Source organism: Clostridium sp. OM05-9 (assembly GCF_003481465.1).
GTDB lineage: Bacteria > Bacillota > Clostridia > Lachnospirales > Lachnospiraceae > Coprococcus > Coprococcus ammoniilyticus.
Genome location: NZ_QULF01000002.1, coordinates 184,421 through 203,377 on the forward strand (window position 1 = coordinate 184,421; position 18,957 = coordinate 203,377).

Genomic DNA, 18,957 nt, shown 5'->3' on the forward strand with positions numbered 1-18,957 from the left:
GTGAATTGGACAATTTTTTTTTGAGAAAGACTTGAAATTTACACACAAATTAGGTATGATTTTGTTGTGTGAATAGCACGATTAATTACTGCGCTTTGCAGTATATTATAAATACTTTTATTATTCAAAACTTAGGAGGAATAAAAAATGGCAGTAAAAGTAGCAATCAATGGTTTTGGACGTATTGGTCGTCTCGCATTCAGACAGATGTTCGGAGCAGAAGGATATGAAGTTGTTGCAATCAACGATTTAACAAAGCCTTCAATGCTTGCAGATCTTCTCAAGTACGATACAGCACAGGGTGGTTACTGTGGTAAGATTGGTGAGAACCTTCATACAGTTTCAGCTGATGATGAGGCTAACACAATCACAGTTGATGGTAAGACACTTACAATCTACAAGGAAGCAGATGCAAACAATCTTCCTTGGGGTAAGATTGGTGTTGATGTAGTTCTTGAGTGTACTGGTTTCTACTGCTCAAAGGAAAAGTCAATGGCTCACATCAATGCAGGTGCTAAGAAGGTTGTTATCTCAGCTCCAGCAGGAAATGATCTTAAGACTATCGTATTTTCAGTTAACCAGGATACATTAACAGCAGAGGATCAGATTATCTCAGCTGCTTCATGTACAACAAACTGTCTTGCACCAATGGCTAAAGCTCTTAATGATTATGCTCCAATCCAGTCAGGTATCATGTCAACAATCCACGCTTACACAGGCGATCAGATGATTCTTGACGGACCACACAGAAAGGGAGACTTAAGAAGAGCAAGAGCAGGTGCTGCTAATATCGTTCCTAACTCAACAGGTGCTGCTAAGGCTATCGGTCTTGTTATCCCAGAGTTAAATGGTAAGTTAATCGGATCAGCTCAGAGAGTTCCAGTTCCAACAGGTTCAACAACAATCCTTACAGCAGTTGTTAAGGGTGCTGACGTAACAGTTGATGGAATCAACGCTGCAATGAAGGCTGCTGCATCAGAGTCATTCGGTTACAACACAGATCCTATCGTTTCATCAGATGTAATCGGTATGAGATATGGTTCATTATTTGATTCAACTCAGACAATGGTATCAAAGATCGCTGATGACTTATATGAGGTTCAGGTTGTATCATGGTATGATAATGAGAACTCATACACAAGCCAGATGGTTAGAACAATTAAGTACTTCGCAGAGTTAGCATAATTGACTGACAAATTGTAGTAATTAATTTGACCTTACAAGGGGTCCGGTCTTCATGGACCGGGCCCTATATTTCTTTTACAGAGATGTATTTGCGTTCTGTAACAAATATGAAGATAAAAGTATAAAAATCAGGAGGTTTAATAGTAATGTCATTAAACAAAAAATCAGTAGATGATATTAATGTAAAGGGACAGCGTGTCCTTTGCAGATGTGACTTTAATGTACCATTAAAGGAAGGTAAGATCACAGACGAGAACCGTCTTGTAGCAGCACTTCCTACAATCAAGAAATTAATTGCTGATGGTGGAAAGGTTATTCTTTGCTCACACCTTGGCAAGGTTAAGACAGAAGAAGATAAGAAGACAAAGACTCTTGCACCGGTTGCGGTAAGACTTTCAGAGCTTCTTGGACAGGAAGTTAAGTTTGTTGCTGAGCCTGAAGTTGTTGGACCAAAGGTAAGAGAAGCTGTAGCAGCTATGAAAGATGGCGAAGTTATCTTACTTGAGAACACACGTTTCAGACCGGAAGAGACAAAGAACGGTGAAGCATTCTCTAAGGATCTTGCTTCTATCTGTGATGTATTTGTAAATGATGCATTTGGTACAGCTCACAGAGCTCACTGCTCAAATGTAGGTGTTGCAGGTCTTGTTGATACAGCGGTTGTTGGATACTTAATGCAGAAGGAGATCGACTTCCTTGGAAATGCAGTAGAGAATCCGGTAAGACCATTCGTAGCTATCCTTGGTGGAGCAAAAGTTGCAGACAAGTTAAATGTTATCTCTAACTTACTTGAGAAGTGCGATACACTGATCATCGGTGGTGGTATGGCGTATACATTCTTAAAGGCAAAGGGATATGAGATCGGTAAGTCATTAGTTGACGAATCTAAGATCGACTACTGTAAGGAAATGATGGAAAAGGCTGAGAAACTTGGTAAGAAGTTATTACTTCCGGTTGATTCCGTTATGATCGACGATTTCCCTAATCCAATCGATGCTCCGGTTGAAACAGAGATCTTTGATGCAGACAAGATGTCAGCAGACAAAGAGGGCTGTGATATCGGACCTAAGACAATCGAATTATATGCAGATGCTGTTAAGACAGCTAAGACAGTTGTATGGAATGGACCTATGGGTGTATTCGAGAATCCTACACTTGCTGCTGGTACAAAGGCTGTAGCTGCTGCTCTTGCTGAGACAGATGCTACAACTATCATCGGTGGTGGTGATTCTGCTGCTGCTGTTAACCAGTTAGGATATGGTTCTAAGATGAGCCACATCTCAACAGGTGGTGGAGCTTCCCTTGAATTCTTAGAGGGTAAGGAACTTCCAGGTGTTGCTGCTGCAAACGACAAATAAATTATGTACATGCTCCATCTGGATCGGATGGAAGAATATACAGATAATGAAAATAATATTTTCAAGGAGATAAAAGACATGTCAAGAAAGAAAATCATCGCTGGTAACTGGAAGATGAACATGACTCCAAGCCAGGCTGTAAAATTATGTGAAGAGTTAAAGCCATTAGTTGCAAATGATGACGTAGATGTTGTATACTGCGTACCTGCAATTGATATTGTACCTGTAGTAGAAGCTGTTAAAGGCACAAATGTAGAAGTTGGTGCTGAGAACATGTACTTCGAAGAAAAGGGTGCATACACAGGTGAGATATCAGCAGAAATGTTAGTTGACGCCGGTGTTAAGTATGTCATCATCGGACATTCAGAGCGTCGTGACTACTTCAAAGAGTGTGACTGTCTCTTAAATAAGAAAGTTAAGAAGGCATTTGAAGCAGGTCTTACACCTATCCTTTGCTGTGGTGAGTCATTAGAGCAGAGAGAAATGGGTATCACACTTGACTTCATCCGTCTTCAGATCAAGAGTGATCTGAAAGATATCACAGCAGATCAGGTTAAGAACATGGTAATCGCCTATGAGCCAATCTGGGCTATCGGAACAGGCAAGACTGCTACATCCGATCAGGCACAGGAAGTATGTAAGGCAATCCGTGACTGCATCGCTGAAGTATATGATACAGACACAGCAGAAGCTGTAAGAATCCAGTATGGTGGATCTATGAACGCTGGTAATGCAGCAGAGCTTCTTGCAAAGCCTGACATTGATGGTGGACTTGTAGGTGGTGCTTCACTGAAGGCTGACTTTGGAAAGATCGTAAACTACAATAAGTAATTTTAATGCCGGATTTCATATTGAATCTGTAAAATCAGGAAAATGATCTGGTAAAAAAGATACCGTGAGGGATCGGGTGACCAATAATATGACTGCCTGGTGTCCGCGGTATTTTTTGTTATTCTATTATTCATACGAAATGAATAGATTTGTGGGATTTTTTTGTACATTTACGAAAAGTATACTTCGTTGACGATTATGTATAACTGTGATATAATTCAAACGATTTTTGAACAAATACGCAGAAAAGGAATTGACTATGGAATATTTAAAGACATTCTGGAGCAGAAGATATCTGCTTGAGGAACTGGTAAAAAAAGGTATTAAGTTAAAGTACAGGCGTTCATATCTTGGAATCTTATGGTCTTTGCTGGAGCCTATTTTGACAACGATCGTATTGACGATCGTATTTGGAACGTTATTTGATAACAGCAATAAAACCTTCCCGGTTTATATTTTGAGCGGTCGTCTGTTATATTCATTTTTCAGCAGCGGAACAAAAGCCTGTGCAAAATCGATACGGTCAAATGCAGGTATGATCAAGAAAGTATATGTTCCGAAGTATCTGTATCCGATGTCTTCCGTATTATTTAACTATATTATATTTTTGATTTCGCTGATTGTTATGATCCCATTGATGGTATTTTGTCATGTGAAGCCAACCTGGTCATTATTACTGGTTATCCTTCCGCTTATTCTGCTTCTGATGATTACATTTGGAGTAGGCATGGTACTTGCGACGGTTACGGTATTCTTCCGTGATATGGAATATTTGTGGGATGTTGTATTGATGATCATTATGTATACATGTGCGATTTTCTATTATCCACAGAGATTATTAAAGAGTGGATTTAGCTGGCTGTTAAAATATAATCCGTTATATTGCGTTATCCATAATTTTAGAGCATGTTTTCTGGGTGATCCGTTAAACTGGAATTATATGTTATATGCGTTCGTTTTCTCTGTTTTTGCAATCTTGATCGGAACGTATACATTCTATAAGAAACAGGACGAATTTATTCTTCATATTTAAGGAGACAGACATGGGCAAGGAAGCATTGATCGTTGATGATGTAAGCATGAAGTTCAACCTGAGCAGTGAAAAGGTTGACAATATTAAAGAGTATATAATTAAATCAATAAAACGACAGATCAGTTATGATGAATTCTGGTCATTAAAGCATGTCAGCTTTTCATTGGACAAGGGTGACAGGCTGGGAATCCTCGGCTTAAATGGTGCAGGAAAGAGTACCCTTTTAAAGGTTATTTCCGGTGTATATAAGCCAACAGAAGGACATGTGATCAAGCATGGAAAGGTTGTTCCGTTGCTGGAATTAGGAGCAGGCTTTGACGCACAGTATACTGGAAAGGAAAATATTTTTTTGTATGGTACAGTGCTTGGATATTCCAAGAGTTATCTGGAAGAAAAGTATGATGAAATCGTTGAGTTTTCGGAGCTTGGTCGTTTTATTGATGTCCCAATCAAGAATTATTCATCTGGTATGAAATCAAAATTGGGATTTTCAATTGCAACGATTGCAAATCCGGATATTCTGATTCTGGATGAAGTATTATCCGTGGGTGATGCCAGATTTAAGAAGAAGAGTGAAGCGAAGATCATGCAGCTTATGGAAGGCGGAACAACAGTATTATTTGTTTCGCATTCTCTGGAACAGGTACGACGGATCTGTAATAAAGCAATGATCCTGGATCATGGAACATTGAAATCCATTGGCGATATTGATACAATATCAGAGGAATATACGAAAATGATCGCGATTCCTGCTAAGCCAAAGAAGAAAAAAGCAGATGCTGGAAAAAAGGCTTCTGAAAAAAAGGCAGATGAGGAAAAGGCTGCTGATAAGAAAGAAAAATAATTAAAAGGAGAAAAATAATGAGTAAAAAACCTGTAGTTTTAATGGTACTTGATGGTTATGGAATTAGTGACAAGACAGAAGGCAATGCAATCGCACTGGCAAATACACCTGTTATGGATCAGCTTAAGGCTGAATATCCTTATGTAAAGGGTGCTGCTTCCGGTCTTGCAGTTGGACTTCCGGACGGACAGATGGGTAACTCAGAAGTTGGTCATATGAATATCGGTGCAGGAAGAATTATATATCAGGAATTAACAAGAATTACAAAGTCCATTCAGGATGGCGATTTCTTTGAGAATGCAGAGATGTTAGAAGCAATCGAGAACTGTAAGAAGAACAATTCCGATCTTCATGTATGGGGACTATTATCCAGTGGTGGTGTACACAGCCATAATACACATCTGTATGCAATTCTTGAGTTATGTAAGAAACATAATTTTGAAAATGTATATGTTCATCCATTCTTCGATGGCAGAGATACAGCTCCAGCATCAGGAAAGGGCTTCTTAGAGGAACTGATCGCAGAGATGAAGAAGATTGGTGTAGGTAAGGTTGCATCCCTTTCCGGTCGTTATTATGCTATGGATCGTGATAACAGATGGGATCGTGTTGAACTTGCATATAAGTCACTTGTAACAGGTGAGGGTGTACAGGCAGAAGATCCTGTTGCTGCAGTACAGGCATCTTATGACAAGGAAGTATATGATGAGTTTATCCTTCCTACCGTTATTACAGAGAATGGTAAGCCGGTATCACTTGTAAAGCCAAATGATTCCGTTATTTTCTTTAACTTCAGACCAGACAGAGCAAGAGAGATCACCAGAGCATTCTGCTGTGACGATTTTGACGGATTCAACAGACCAGACGGAAGATTTCCATTGGTATATGTATGCTTCAAAGATTATGATGAGTCTATACCAAACAAGATCGTTGCATTCAAGAAAGAAGAAATCGACAATACATTTGGTGAGTACCTTGCAGCGAATGGTAAGACACAGGTTCGTATTGCAGAGACAGAGAAGTATGCACATGTTACGTTCTTCTTTAATGGAGGCGTAGAAGAACCAAATAAGAACGAAGACAGAATCCTTGTTAAGTCCCCTGCGGTTGCAACATATGATCTCCAGCCTGAAATGAGTGCTCCGGAAGTATGTGAGAAGCTGGTAGATGCTATCGGTTCTGATAAATACGATGTGATCATTATTAACTTTGCAAATCCTGATATGGTAGGTCATACAGGCGTGATCCCTGCAGCGATCAAGGCAGTTGAGACTGTTGATGCCTGCGTAGGAAAGGCAGTTGAGGCAGTTAAGAAGGCAGATGGTGTATTATTTATCTGTGCAGACCACGGTAATGCTGAGCAGATGATCAATTATGAAACTGGTGAACCACATACAGCCCACACAACAAATCCGGTACCATTCGTACTTGTAAATTATGATGAGGGCTATGGTTTAAGAGAAGGTGGATGTCTTGCAGATATCGCTCCAACACTTCTTGAGATCATGGAACTTCCACAGCCTAAGGAAATGACAGGTAAATCACTTCTTATCAAGAAATAATGAAAGAAGGACAGACAAATGAAGAAATTTTTTCAGGAGTTTAAAGAATTTGCATTAAAGGGAAATGTTCTGGATATGGCGATCGGTGTTATCATCGGTGGTGCTTTTTCAGGACTGGTAACTTCACTGACAGACTGTTTTATCAATCCACTCATTGGATGTATCGGTGGTGCCGAAGTACAGGGCAAGATTCATTTGTTGGGAGACCAGTATATTGATTATGGCTCGTTCATTACAGCAGTGATCAACTTCATCATCATGGCATTTATCATTTTCCTTCTGATGAAAGGAATTAAAAAGCTGTTATCTCTTGGAAAGAAAGAGGAAGTTGCGGCACCTTTAACAAGAAAATGTCCATATTGTTATGGTGACATTGATGTTAAGGCTACAAAATGTATGTATTGTACATCTGACGTAGAGTCAACTGTAAAAGCAGAAGAATAAAAAGAACGATGTTCTGTGTTATATGGACACAGAACGGAGTAACAATATAAAAACAAATAAAAAATACCTGCCGGAGAAGCATAGTTACAGATGCTTTATCCGGCAGGTATTTTTTATAAGATGAATACTTTGGAAAAAAGTGTGAATACTATAAAAGAATAAAATTTGCCAATAATTGTACGGATAGAAAGGCAGAATGGAGAATCACATGAATAGATTGGAAATTATTGAAATTAAAGCGAGAGAAATACTTGATTCCAGAGGAAATCCTACAGTTGAGACCGATGTTACGCTGGCATGTGGATGCAAGGGTAGGGCAATGGTTCCGTCCGGTGCATCCACCGGACAATACGAAGCGCATGAGCTTCGGGATGAAGAAAAACGTTACATGGGACAGGGGGTTTACGGAGCCTGCAATAATGTAAATAACAGAATTGCAGATAAACTGATCGGAATGGATGTAACAAGACAGATTGATATTGACCGTATTATGATCGAGGCAGATGGAACTGAGAATAAGACACGATATGGTGCAAATGCCATGCTGAGTGTATCCCTTGCCTGTGCCAAGGCGGCTTCGCTGGCACTTGGAATGCCGCTTTACAGGTATCTTGGTGGAGTGAATGCAAAGCGTCTTCCGGTTCCGATGATGAATATATTAAATGGTGGAAAGCATGCGGATAATACTGTTGATTTTCAGGAGTTTATGATTGCTCCGGTAGGGGCAGAATCCTTTAAAGAGGCAATGGAGATCGCCTGTGAGATTTATCATACGTTGAAGATTGAATTGAATGTCAGAAATCTGAGCACAGGAGTTGGAGATGAAGGTGGATTTGCACCGAATCTTGCAACCACATATGAAGTGTTGGATCTGTTAGTGGAGGCAATCGCAAAAGCCGGGTATAATCCGGGAGTCGATGTACAGATCGCAATGGATGCGGCAGCATCGGAATTATATGACGTAGCTTCTGACCGGTATATCTTTCCGGGAGAATCCAGGATGACCGGAAAGGAGATCCGGAGGAATTCAGAGGAGATGGTCCAGTTCTATGAGGATCTGGTGACAAGATATCCGATCTATTCGATCGAAGACGGACTGGATGAGAATGATATGAATGGCTGGAAGGTTCTGACCTACCGGCTTGGAAATCGTATCCAGTTAGTTGGAGATGATCTCTTTGTTACAAATAAAAAACGACTGAAAAATGGAATTGAAGATGGAATCGCAAATTCGATCCTGGTAAAGGTGAACCAGATCGGAACTCTGACAGAGGCGATGGATGCTGTGGAAACGGCTCATAAAGCCGGATATTCATCGGTGATTTCCCATCGATCCGGCGAAACAGAGGATACATTTATTGCAGATCTGGCAGTGGCTATGAATTGTGGGCAGATCAAGACCGGAGCACCAGCCAGAAGCGAGCGTACAGCGAAATACAACCAGCTTCTTCGGATTGAAGAGGAGCTTGGCAAAAATTCCATATACGGAATGGAATGATCACCGATTAAGAACGAACAGGAAGCCGGGCGGTAAAATCGTCCGGTAATTCTGTTTTGTAGGCTGCATAGACAGCCGTGTTATATAAGCGCGTTGCTTTGATATCCTGTTCAAAAAGTAAACGGCCGGTATCGGAAAGGAAACGGATGCCATCTGCCGGCTTTGTAAAGACAGGAAGGTCACTGTTTCTCTTAATCTGACGGATCACATCGGAGCCGGATCGGTTCAACGCAAGAATATGTCCATAGTGATTCCACCCGCTTTCTTTATACATGGACATAGTATTCTTTCGGATGCCCAGAATAAAATGCAGCAATGCACGGTTGATCCTTGTCTGGGTAAGATCTTTGGATTTTAAGGATTCAGCAATTGCAGCATATGACTGCAGAAGATTTGTTTTTTTCAGTTTATTATACAGCTCGTCTGTCATATCAACCGTGTCAGGAGCATCGTTCTGCATGATCAGACAGTACTGCAGAATAGATGTTAAGTGATCTTCAAAAATCGGATAGGTATGCAGATAGTCTGTCTTTAACAGGTCGGCAGAGGCGGTTGGAAGAACCTGGTAAAAGGTTTTAAATAATGCATCCGATTCTGTGATATGGGTTGGACAGGTTTCCTGTAATAAATGGCGGATCGCAGAAGCAGAGCAGATTGATCCGGTGATATCATTACTGTTATATCCTGTAGAGATTCTTTTTATAACATATGGTTTTATAGAGGAATGTGTTTTCTTCAGAGCTGACAGGTATTCGACTGCAAGGATGTTGTTTGGTTCCTTCAGAAGATCAGCACCGGCAGGACAACAGCTTTTTATGGCATCTGCCCGTGCTGACGGATAGGACATTCCTTCCGACAGATTTTTTTTCAGACATGCAGAAAATGAGGCTGGTTCATCGATCAGAATTTCAGCTACAGATTCCAGAAGAGCCAGATCATCGCATTCCGCACCAAAAATCAGATAATCTACAGTGTTCAGTTTGTTCAGAAGGTCGACACCCGCATAAGCAAAATCCCTTGCGCTTGCTGTTGCATAGACAACCGGAAGCTCAAATACCGCATCGACTCCGGAGGCAACAGCCATTTCGGCACGCATAAACTTGTTGCAGACAGCAGGAAGTCCTCTTTGAAGAAAATTACCGCTCATAACAGAAATAATATGGGAACAGTCAAGTTCGGAATGGGTCTGTTCGATCTGGTAGCGATGTCCATTGTGAAATGGATTATATTCTGTAATGATACCTGCAGTCAGCATAAAAATTCCTCCTGAAATAAAATATATTTTCTAAATTATATTTTATATTTTTTCTTCTGTAAAGTATGATATAATTGGGATGTGCATGAAGATAGGGCTTTGTCCCTACGGTTTTGATGCACTTTTTTATTGCGTTTTTGAAAATGATGTACGATATTTTACGCATAACAGGTAGTATGGTATAGAAAGGTAGAAAAAGACTGTTAGAAATACAGAAATGAAAAATATCCGTAAGATCATAGATTAAGGATTGACATTTCGATAAAAGTTGAGTAGTATAATAACAGGAATCGAACATTTGTTTATGGAGGTAGTTTGAAAGATGATTAAAGATGATGATAAGAAGAAAGCGCTGGATGCAGCGTTAGCACAGATTGAGAAGCAGTATGGTAAAGGATCTGTTATGAAGTTAGGAGATTCTTCAGCCAATATGAATATAGAAGTAATACCAACAGGATCATTAAGCCTTGATATTGCACTTGGACTTGGTGGAGTTCCGAGAGGAAGAATTATAGAAGTATTCGGACCTGAGTCCAGTGGTAAGACAACAGTTGCATTACATATTGTTGCAGAGATACAGAAACGTGGCGGTATTGCTGGCTTTATTGATGCAGAACATGCATTGGATCCTGTATATGCGAAGAATATCGGTGTCAATATTGATGACCTCTATATCTCACAACCGGATTGCGGTGAACAGGCACTTGAGATCACAGAGACAATGGTGCGCTCCGGTGCAGTAGATGTGATCATTGTCGATTCGGTTGCAGCCCTTGTTCCAAAGGCAGAGATCGATGGTGAGATGGGAGATTCTCATATGGGACTTCATGCAAGACTGATGTCACAGGCACTTCGTAAGCTGACGGCAGTCGTAAGCAAAACAAATTGTGTTGTAATATTCATCAATCAGCTTCGTGAGAAAGTTGGTGTTGTATTTGGTAATCCGGAAGTAACAACCGGTGGACGTGCATTGAAGTTCTATGCATCTGTTCGTATGGATGTCAGAAGAATTGATACTCTGAAGATGGGTGGAGAGATCGTTGGTAACCGTACCAGAGTAAAGGTTGTGAAGAACAAGGTTGCACCTCCGTTCAAAGAGGCTGAATTTGATATTATGTTTGGTAAAGGTATTTCCCGTGAAGGAGATATCCTGGATCTGGCAGTAGCAAATGATATTGTAGATAAGTCCGGTGCATGGTATGCATATATGGGAGATAAGATCGGACAGGGACGTGAGAATGCAAAGGCATTTCTTGCAGAGAATCCGGCTATCTGTGCTGAGATCGATGAGAAGATCCGTGAGAAGCTTGGCTTAGTTGAAACTGAGGATGCAGAGGGAACAGAAACAGAATAAGTAGAGGGTGCCTGTATATATGCTTGTAACAGATATTAAGAAGATTGATGATAAGAGAAGCTGTCTGTATCTGGATTATGAGGCGTTTGGTCCGTTATATGCATCTGATATACGAAGATTGAAGCTGACGGTCGGATCAGAAACTGATGCAGAGAAAATGCAGCAGTTCCGGTCAGAATATTTCTTTAAACGTGCGATGAACAAGGCGGTTACAGCTATTAAGTATTCTGAAAAATGTGAATATGACATCCGGCAGAAGTTAAAGGAACTTTGCTATGATGAAGAAGTGATCGATACGACGCTTGATAAACTAAAAAAATATAAGTATATTGACGATGCCAGATATGCATCAGTTTATGTCCGGAGTCATATCCAAAGGAAAAGCAGACGAGAGATCACATTTGCATTGTCATCCAAGAAAATATTGAATGAATGGATTGAACAGGCATTTGAAGAAAACCAGCTTCCGGATGAAAGAGAGATCGTAGAGAAACTGATCCGGAAAAAATGTCCGGTTTCGGAACTTTCAGATAAAAGAGAAAAAGTAACAGCATTTCTTGTCCGAAAGGGATATCCGTATCGTCTGGTTGCTTCCTGTATCTCGGAAATATTAGAAATGGGGTAGTCAGTAATATAAGAAAAGTTGCACAGAAAACAGGGCGAAAAATTGTTGTTTTTGTTTGTTTTCACTTGACATAATTAGTAAAAAATATTAAACTTAAATAGTTGTATAAGTGTACAATGAAAACTTAATAAGGAGGTGCTCCTGTGAGTGGTGATATTGCGTGGATAATCATTTATATTTGCATCCTTGTTGTATGTATCGTTGCCACATGGTTTATTGCTATTGCATATAGAAAAAATATTGCAGAAGCGAAGATTGGTAAGGCAGAAGTAGCAGCAAGGGAGATTATAGATGAAGCTCAGAAGGATGCTGAAGCGAAAAAGCGTGAGATTTTGCTTGAGGCAAAAGAAGATGCTTTGAAGACGCGGAATGACCTTGAAAAAGAAGTCAAGGACAGACGTGGAGAGATTTCACGAATGGAGAAACGAGTTCTCGCCCGTGAAGAAAGTATCGACCGTAAGACGGAAGCTATCGAGAAAAAAGAAGCAAGTCTTGCATCCAAGGAAGGTCAGCTTGAAAAGCAGAAGGCAAAAGTAGAAGAGCTTCAGGCAAGACGTTTACAGGAACTGGAAAGAATTTCAGGTTTAACCTCTGAACAAGCGAAGGAATACTTATTAAAAACTGTTGAAGATGAAGTAAAACATGAAACAGCAGTTATGGTCAAGGAATTAGAAACCAGAGCTAAAGAAGAAGCGAACAAGAAGGCAAAGGAATATGTTGTATCTGCAATCCAGAAATGTGCAGTGGATCATGTAGCAGAAACAACAATTTCACTGGTACAGTTACCTAACGATGAGATGAAGGGTAGAATAATTGGTCGAGAGGGTAGAAATATCCGTACTCTTGAAACCATGACAGGTGTAGATCTGATTATTGATGATACACCGGAAGCAGTTATTCTCTCAAGCTTTGATCCTGTTAGAAGGGAAGTTGCAAGAATTGCACTTGAGAAGCTGATTGTCGATGGAAGAATCCATCCGGCAAGAATCGAAGAGATGGTAGAAAAAGCGCAGAAGGAAGTAGAAACCATGATGCGTGAAGAAGGTGAAGCAGCAACCCTTGAGGTTGGCATTCACGGAATTCATCCTGAATTAGTGAGACTTCTTGGTAAGATGAAGTTTAGAACAAGCTATGGACAGAATGCATTAAAGCATTCTATCGAAGTAGCACATTTATGTGGTTTATTGGCCGGAGAAATAGGTGTCGATGTCAAAGTTGCGAAACGTGCCGGATTACTTCATGATATCGGTAAATCTGTAGATCATGATATGGAAGGCTCTCATGTACAGATTGGTGCTGACTTATGTAGAAAGTATAAGGAATCACCGATTATTGTAAATGCAGTAGAAGCTCACCATGGCGACGTTGAACCAGAATCCCTGATAGCATGTCTTGTACAGGCTGCAGATGCAATCTCAGCAGCAAGACCGGGTGCTAGAAGAGAGACTCTGGAGACTTATACTACACGTCTTAAGAAACTGGAGGATATTGCAAACTCCTATAAGGGTGTAGAGAAGACATATGCTATTCAGGCAGGTAGAGAGATTCGAGTAATAGTTGTTCCTGAACACGTTAATGATTCCGATATGGTATTACTTGCAAGGGATATTGCAAAGCAGATTGAAAATGAGCTGGAATATCCTGGACAGATCAAGGTTAATATCATAAGAGAGTCTCGCGTTGTAGATTATGCTAAGTAATTATTTTCAGCCTGTGGAATAAAATGTTCCACAGGCTTTTTTAGTGAATGAAAAATATGAAAAAATATGGATAGCTGGGAGGCAACAGATGGATCAGAAATTTATCAGAGAGAAAAAAGAACTGGCATATCATGCTCATATATTTGATGTATATAATGATTATTTGAGACTGCCGGATGGAAAACATGTAGTATATGATCTGGTCAATCATGTAGATGGCTGTTGTGTCTTGCCGGTGGATGAAGATGGAAACCTGATCCTGGTAAGTCAATATAGAAATGCGGTAGATGATATAACCTTAGAGGTTCCTGCCGGCTGTATGGAAGAGGGAGAAGATCCGGGTCAGTGCGCAGTCAGGGAATTGGAAGAGGAAACCGGATATATTGCACAGGAACTTCGATTTGTAACAAAGACATATCTTGCGATCGGTACCAGTAATGAGCAGACCTATATTTATATTGCAACCGATCTGAAAAAGGGAATCAGACAACTGGATCCGGAAGAATTTATCCGAATCCGGCGGCTTTCATTGGCAGAAGCCATGACTATGATACAGACAGGAGAGATCGTTGATTCAAAAACTATTATTGCAATCCTGGCATATGCTGTAGAACAAATGAAGAAATAAATACCAGATGCAGTATAGCAAAAATAAATCACCATGAGTATATCCAGACGAATCATAGTAGATGAGAATGGTGGTTTTATTGTTTGTTGCATATATTGGGACAGGAAAACATATGTATACGAGGGGGGATGATATGAAACGTAAATTTATATGGGCAATGTTCTGGATCGGCCTGATCCTTGGAACCTTGCTTGTAAACACACAATTAAATGTGCAGGAGATATTAGACCAGACAGGTATACAGACCGGAAAACAGGAACTGATCGCTTTGATCTGTAAAAGAATCGTGGAGCTGGTAGCGGTTGTAGCTCTTTTGAAGCTTGTTCCGGATAAAGCATCCGATGGTGCTCTTATGGGAATATCCGGACTGATCACCGGTATGATGGTTTCACTATATGCGATGAACGGAACTATGTTGTGTGCGTTTGCATTTTATATGATTGTTTTGATTATTGTGGGATTATATGCAATTGTTGTTAAAATTATATGTGGAACAACAGGAGAAGGGATGAGTCAGATTGCTGCTATGGTTGTCAGATTGCATAATTCTTTTTGGGGAACGGCAATTATTGTTACAATTTTATTACTGAATATTATTCTAGAAGTAAAAATTCTGAAATTTTTTTGAAAAAGTTTTACTACATGTGGTATACATAATTCTGTATAGACACATGATTTGGTGAAAACAAAGAAATTACGAAAAAACCTTGATTTTGCTTATAAAAATTATGTTTGATTTTATAGAAATTTGTATTTATAATGATATTTAGTCTACATAATAAGGGGAAAAATGCGTGGAAATTTACATAGAGAAATATGTTGATTATCTCAAAAATATTAAGAAATCAAGTGAAAATACAGTAGCTTCTTATCAGCGCGATCTTGTGAAGTTTTCTGATTTCTACCGGGAGAATGGAACAGAGGATATTCGTTCGATAAATGAGACAAATATCAACACTTATGTTCTGTATTTAGAAAAAAACGGAAAATCAATGGCTACTGTATCAAGAAGCATAGCTTCGATCAAGTCATTTTTTGGATTTCTTTTTCGAGAGAAAATACTGATGGATGACCCGTCAGTTAATATCAAGCCTCCAAAGATTGAAAAGAAAATGCCGGATATCTTAACGATAGAGGAAGTGAACCGGCTTCTTGACCAGCCGGGAGACCAGTCTCCGAAGGAAATTCGTGACCGGGCAATGTTAGAGCTGTTATATGCGACAGGAATCCGTGTATCGGAGCTTGTTACATTGAAGATTACAGATGTGAATCTGAAGATGGGTTACATTGAATGCCATGACCTCAGAAAGTCGAGAATTATTCCAATCGAAGATTCAGCACAGCGCGCACTTGATAATTATATCTCGAATGTTCGAGTCGATATGTGTAAGGATTCAGAATATTTATTCTCAAACTGCAAGGGAACACCGATGACCAGACAAGGCTTCTGGAAGATTATCAAGGTATATGCCGATAAAGCAGGAATAGATAAGGATATTACACCACATATGATCCGTCATTCGTTTGCGTCACATCTTGTAAATAACGGTGCAGATTTAAAGGCTGTACAGGAAATGTTGGGACATGCAGATATCTCAACGACACAGATTTATCTGAACAGCAGGCAGAGCCGCTTAAAAGAGGAATATCAGAAAGCACATCCGCGGGCATAGGCGGAATGAATATAGCAGAAAACGATAAATGTCAGTCGACGGGCTTGTTGGCTGGGCAAAGCATAAGTTGCGGAATGAACATAGCAGAAAACATATTTGTGGGCGGTTGTGCCGTATACAATGTTAATACGCAGCAAAGTATGGATTGTACGAAAAAAAGTACATGGAAATAGTTGCATCTTGTCTGTAAAATAGAATATAATCCTTTCGGTTGATAAAAGTTTAAAAGTGTAGAACGACAGGAGAAAGAAAAATGGAGAACAATTATTACTCACCGGTACAGATTCTGGAAAATAATATAAAGGCAGGCATCAATAAAGCAAACATGGGTCTGCTTAAGATGATATTACTTGGTATGTTCGCAGGTATGTTTATTGCGATCGGAGCAGAGGGGTCAAACCTTGCAGCTCATAATCTGACAGGTGTAGGCGTTGCAAGAACATTAACAGGCGTGGTTTTCCCGATCGGTCTTATGATGTTAGTTGTAACCGGCGGTGAGTTATTTACAGGAAACTGTATGCTGACAATGGCACTTGCAGACCATAAGATCAAAGCATTACAGATGATAAAAAACTGGGTTGTTGTATATTTCAGCAATATGCTTGGCTCTATACTGACAGCAGCTTGTGTATATGCTTCTGGTCAGTATGATTACTCAGATGGAGCACTTGGAGCATTCACGATCAAGGTTGCCATGGGTAAAGCAGATATTGATATCAGCAAAGCAATCTTTTCCGGTATCCTTTGTAATATTTTGGTATGTATCGCAGTATTGATGAGTAGTGCAGCGAAAGATCTGATCGGTAAGCTGTTTGGAGCATTTTTCCCAATCTTGATCTTCGTTATCTCAGGGTTCGAACACTGTGTTGCAAATATGTACTACATTCCGGCAGGAATCATTGCATCAGGCAACAGCAAATATTTAGATAAAGCCTGTGAGCTTTATGGATATACATCAGCACAGATTTCAGATACACTTACAGTTGGCGGTTTTGTTCATAATCTGCTGCCGGTTACGCTTGGTAATATCATTGGTGGCGGCATCGTCGTATCACTGGGACTGTATGCGGCGCATCTGGTGCTTGATAAGAAAGAAAAATAAAAAAGAAAACAGCATTTTGGATATGTTAAAAAGGTCTTGTAGTTATATATAACTACAAGGTCTTTTTTTGTAATTTTAAAATACTATATGTCAACATATATTTAGAAAATATAAATATATGTTGACATATATAATACGCATATGCAATACTACAATTGCAACCATTATATTGCATAAAAGGGAGGAAAAATGAAGAAGATAAAAAGGAATATAATATTATTGGCATGTTGTATTACATTATTTAGTTCATTTGTTGTTTCGGCAACATCGGCGAGTAACTCTATAACTAATGGAGCTGCAACATTAACAGGATCGGCTCGTATGTATGATTATAGTAAGAAAAAAGATAACTGCATCATGACTGCAGCATTGGGGGGAGGAAAGGCAACTGAAGCTACATCAGGTTCAATATCTGGTAAAATACAGGGTATAGATGTAAAAGTAAAAAGAATGGATACGGGTAATTTAAATAAAAAAAATAAAACCTATAGTGATTCAAAAATTGTTAGTGATGCATATTGTGTATTTACTGTTACAATATCATTAAAAGGTGCAGATTCTAAAGAAATATATGCACACGATTAATATATAATACAAGAAGATGTACATATAATGGTTGTAGATTATCAAAGGAAGTTAAAATGAGGATAAGAGATAAAGAATTTTTTAGGTTGTTTTTGGTCGTTTATACACTTATATTTATAATTATTTTTCAATGCTTTGATATTATTAATAAAATGCAGGCTGAGTTAAAGGGAAGGTTATATAATGGCAATTATTCTAATTTGGCAGGAATTGAAACAAAGTGTGATGTATGTATGAATCATCTTAAGGCAGAATATAATCAGGCGGGTGAACTTGAAGCTATGTCGATTGATGTTCCAGATAGGCATAGACAGAAGGAACATCTTGAAACTGCCAAAATGATCATAAAAGCAATGTATGGAAGAAAGTTCACGGTGTATTCATATGCCAATGTTCGGGTTAGTGGAATGCTTCAGGAAAGGTCAGAACTGGCAGTTTTTTCATTGAAGGATGAATTGCCATTTAATATCACTAAGGGGCGATCAATATGTTCGGACGATTTAGAGAAAAAAGCTCGAGTTGCAATTGTATCTGAGGATATGATAAATACAATGGTGAAAAAAGAAGAATATTATTACATAAAAATTAATAATGAAGAGTATCAAGTTGTTGGAATTTATGAACCTGTTGCAGATAAGGCAGATGTGTGTTTTGCCTATTTTCCTCAAACAGAATATCAATTTGAGGAATTCTGCAGGAATTTTATAGATAATATTTTTTCAATTTCTAATATGAAGTGGGGAATATTTGGAGTTTATATTGGATCAGAAAATAGTTTTGATATAAATGAAATAGATGAATTTATTTCGGAACTTGAAAAAATATCCGATACAACATTTGATATAAAAGTAATAGATCGTTCGATTGCATCACCGAATGAAAAAATAAAAGCGTTAATTATAATATATGTATTATTGTTATTCTTTTGTATTGTTGTTTATATTCAGGTGATTGATATGTTTACAAAAAAAAGATATAAAGATTATGTAATATATCGTGCCTGTGGTTGCAACTGCAATATGATCGCAAGAAGATTATTTATGGAGATGTTGCCAATGTTTATCTGTTCATTTATTGCAGTTTTTATTGCAAATAGCGTATATAATGTCTGGCTGACAGATTCTGTATGGTATAGTATTTCATATGAAGGTGTTGCGTTTATGGCAGGAACATCTGTTGTTCTTGTTTATATGTCAATTTTCATCATAATTATGAAGTTGCGTCGGATTAATCTGGCAGAAGGGATTATGGATCTATAAATGAAACTTAGGTATTTATGG

Annotated in this window: 18 protein-coding genes; 17 read left to right on the plus strand and 1 reads right to left on the minus strand. The window is 39.0% G+C overall.

The genetic code is table 11. The annotated features are described in order from the left end of the window. The first annotated feature begins 147 nt into the window (after nt 1–147). The 8 genes from gap (at nt 148) to eno (ending at nt 8,755) form a co-directional block, all read left to right on the plus strand. A complete protein-coding gene (gap, locus tag DXB77_RS03895) occupies nt 148–1,185 on the plus strand; it encodes a type I glyceraldehyde-3-phosphate dehydrogenase (protein ID WP_021943780.1) in 1,038 nt (345 codons plus the stop codon). A gap of 146 nt (nt 1,186–1,331) precedes the next feature. Further along, on the plus strand, nt 1,332–2,543 hold the full coding sequence (locus tag DXB77_RS03900) for a phosphoglycerate kinase (protein ID WP_117807626.1): 1,212 nt from the start codon (nt 1,332–1,334) through the stop codon (nt 2,541–2,543). 78 nt (nt 2,544–2,621) lie between these two features. Beyond that, nucleotides 2,622–3,374 (plus strand): triose-phosphate isomerase, encoded by a 753-nt coding sequence (tpiA, locus tag DXB77_RS03905; protein ID WP_021943782.1) that lies wholly within the window; start codon nt 2,622–2,624, stop codon nt 3,372–3,374. A 259-nt stretch (nt 3,375–3,633) separates the two neighbouring features. Beyond that, complete coding sequence (locus DXB77_RS03910) at nt 3,634–4,407, plus strand: ABC transporter permease (protein WP_117807625.1); 774 nt, start codon at nt 3,634–3,636, stop codon at nt 4,405–4,407. Nucleotides 4,408–4,417: 10 nt separating this feature from the next. Continuing rightward, nucleotides 4,418–5,251 (plus strand): ABC transporter ATP-binding protein, encoded by an 834-nt coding sequence (locus DXB77_RS03915; RefSeq protein WP_117807624.1) that lies wholly within the window; start codon nt 4,418–4,420, stop codon nt 5,249–5,251. Nucleotides 5,252–5,268: 17 nt separating this feature from the next. Then, nucleotides 5,269–6,813, plus strand: coding sequence for a 2,3-bisphosphoglycerate-independent phosphoglycerate mutase (gene gpmI, locus DXB77_RS03920; protein WP_118614974.1), 1,545 nt, complete (start codon nt 5,269–5,271; stop codon nt 6,811–6,813). Between the two features lie 18 nt (nt 6,814–6,831). Next, nucleotides 6,832–7,257, plus strand: coding sequence for a large conductance mechanosensitive channel protein MscL (gene mscL / locus DXB77_RS03925; protein ID WP_118662703.1), 426 nt, complete (start codon nt 6,832–6,834; stop codon nt 7,255–7,257). A 208-nt stretch (nt 7,258–7,465) separates the two neighbouring features. Then, entirely contained in the window at nt 7,466–8,755 is a 1,290-nt protein-coding gene (eno, locus tag DXB77_RS03930; protein WP_021943787.1) for a phosphopyruvate hydratase, read from the plus strand. A gap of 7 nt (nt 8,756–8,762) precedes the next feature. On the opposite strand, the gene DXB77_RS03935 is transcribed toward eno, so the two are convergent. Continuing rightward, nucleotides 8,763–10,010 carry a nucleotidyltransferase family protein gene (locus DXB77_RS03935; protein ID WP_118662704.1) on the minus strand — a complete coding sequence of 416 codons (1,248 nt, stop codon included), beginning with the start codon at nt 10,008–10,010 and terminating at the stop codon, nt 8,763–8,765. A 322-nt stretch (nt 10,011–10,332) separates the two neighbouring features. On the opposite strand from DXB77_RS03935, the gene recA reads away from it, so the two are divergent. From recA to DXB77_RS03980, 9 genes are all read left to right on the plus strand, one after another. Further along, on the plus strand, nt 10,333–11,364 hold the full coding sequence (recA, locus tag DXB77_RS03940) for a recombinase RecA (RefSeq protein WP_117807620.1): 1,032 nt from the start codon (nt 10,333–10,335) through the stop codon (nt 11,362–11,364). 19 nt (nt 11,365–11,383) lie between these two features. After that, nucleotides 11,384–11,989: a RecX family transcriptional regulator gene (locus DXB77_RS03945; RefSeq protein ID WP_117807619.1), complete on the plus strand. Its 606-nt coding sequence runs from the start codon at nt 11,384–11,386 to the stop codon at nt 11,987–11,989. Between the two features lie 143 nt (nt 11,990–12,132). Next, on the plus strand, nt 12,133–13,689 hold the full coding sequence (rny, locus tag DXB77_RS03950; protein ID WP_021943791.1) for a ribonuclease Y: 1,557 nt from the start codon (nt 12,133–12,135) through the stop codon (nt 13,687–13,689). An 88-nt stretch (nt 13,690–13,777) separates the two neighbouring features. Beyond that, nucleotides 13,778–14,317: an NUDIX hydrolase gene (locus DXB77_RS03955; protein ID WP_117807618.1), complete on the plus strand. Its 540-nt coding sequence runs from the start codon at nt 13,778–13,780 to the stop codon at nt 14,315–14,317. Between the two features lie 133 nt (nt 14,318–14,450). Continuing rightward, nucleotides 14,451–14,945 carry a hypothetical protein gene (locus tag DXB77_RS03960; RefSeq protein WP_147340246.1) on the plus strand — a complete coding sequence of 165 codons (495 nt, stop codon included), beginning with the start codon at nt 14,451–14,453 and terminating at the stop codon, nt 14,943–14,945. 166 nt (nt 14,946–15,111) lie between these two features. Beyond that, on the plus strand, nt 15,112–15,990 hold the full coding sequence (gene xerD, locus DXB77_RS03965) for a site-specific tyrosine recombinase XerD (RefSeq protein ID WP_117807616.1): 879 nt from the start codon (nt 15,112–15,114) through the stop codon (nt 15,988–15,990). A gap of 253 nt (nt 15,991–16,243) precedes the next feature. After that, nucleotides 16,244–17,092: a formate/nitrite transporter family protein gene (locus tag DXB77_RS03970; protein ID WP_118662705.1), complete on the plus strand. Its 849-nt coding sequence runs from the start codon at nt 16,244–16,246 to the stop codon at nt 17,090–17,092. A gap of 189 nt (nt 17,093–17,281) precedes the next feature. Beyond that, on the plus strand, nt 17,282–17,677 hold the full coding sequence (locus DXB77_RS03975; protein ID WP_117807614.1) for a hypothetical protein: 396 nt from the start codon (nt 17,282–17,284) through the stop codon (nt 17,675–17,677). A gap of 56 nt (nt 17,678–17,733) precedes the next feature. Further along, nucleotides 17,734–18,936: an ABC transporter permease gene (locus DXB77_RS03980; RefSeq protein ID WP_118662706.1), complete on the plus strand. Its 1,203-nt coding sequence runs from the start codon at nt 17,734–17,736 to the stop codon at nt 18,934–18,936. Nucleotides 18,937–18,957 lie beyond the last annotated feature (21 nt).